This is a genomic window from uncultured Campylobacter sp., assembly GCF_938045535.1.
In the GTDB taxonomy this organism is placed as follows: domain Bacteria; phylum Campylobacterota; class Campylobacteria; order Campylobacterales; family Campylobacteraceae; genus Campylobacter_B.
This window is the reverse complement of the sequence record NZ_CALIMQ010000319.1, coordinates 1-1,078: the sequence shown is the minus strand read 5'-3', so window position 1 is coordinate 1,078 and position 1,078 is coordinate 1. Positions and strand designations below refer to the sequence as shown.

General features: G+C 49.5%; 2 protein-coding genes. One reads left to right on the top strand and one right to left on the bottom strand.

Annotated features, from left to right (window positions below; translation table 11 throughout):
• The coding region (locus Q0095_RS09830) for a hypothetical protein (RefSeq protein WP_297883340.1) at positions 1-475 on the bottom strand (475 nt) is incomplete at its 3' end.
• Between the two features lie 113 nt (positions 476-588).
• Here Q0095_RS09830 and Q0095_RS09825 point away from each other — a divergent pair.
• Positions 589-1,078 (top strand): helix-hairpin-helix domain-containing protein (locus Q0095_RS09825; RefSeq protein WP_297883339.1); only part of this gene is annotated, 490 nt, incomplete at its 3' end.

Here is a 1,078-nt window from a genome sequence, read left to right as displayed (position 1 = left end):
TGCCGCAAAGCTCCGATTTTTTAGAATTTGCGCCATCTTGTGCAGGTCTTAGCGCAGAAAATGAAATTTTATCCTCATATATGCTGGCAAAGCTTACCGCTTTTGCTGCAGCGATCGAGTGCGTGCCGATGCGCGCGGCGATTTCGTTAGGATAAAATCCGCAAACGGGAATATTTAGATCCTTGGCGATTTGTAAATTTAGCTCGCGCAGATCGGCTCCCGCTACGCCGTGAACCAGTACGAAGTTGCACTGCTCTAAAATCTGCGCAAAGCGCTCTATCGCCGCCTTTCGCACGCGCTCATCCTGCCCGTTTGCGAGCGCTTTTTCAAGCTCGCTTCTGCTAAAAAGGGCATTGTCGCCAGCGATGCAAAGTTGCAAAACGTTGTGAAAGCTCATGGATAAAATTTTATCTAGTTTTTTTAGCTCGGATTGGTAGGCGGCAGGCTCGTCGCATAGGAGCAAAATTCCGTTCATCGGTTGATCCTTTTGAAATAAGATAGGCAATTGTAGCAAAATTTTGCTTGCGTGTTAATCAAAGATTTATCGTGAGGGTTTAGAATTTGGTAACTTCCAACAAAGGAGCGCACATGAAAAATTTAGTGATTTTGGCTCTTTTAGTGAGCCTCGCCGCGGCGAAAATCAACATAAACGAAGCTAGTCGCTATGAGCTGATGACGATCGGTGGACTTGATGCGGGTAGGGCGGATATGCTTATGCAATACCGCCAAAAGCGCGAAATTTCAAGTGCAGATGAGCTAAAGGGCATCAACGGCTTTGCAAGTTACGATACCGCCAAACTGCAGAAGAGCTTTGAAATATCGCCTAGAGCTAACGTGCAGCAGCCGGTGCAGCCTGATCGCGACATAGTCGTGGTCGAAAAGACCCGCACCCGCACGGTTTATGGAGGCTCTACTTATAGGCGCGTGGAAAATTACGGAAACGGCATCACGATCACAGAGACCGGTACTTTACCGCCGCCTCCTCCTCCGCGAGGATATGGTAGGCACGGCGGCATGATGCCGCCTCCTCCTCCGCCTCCTGGCGGCATGCCACCACCTCCGAACGGAGGTATAAAAC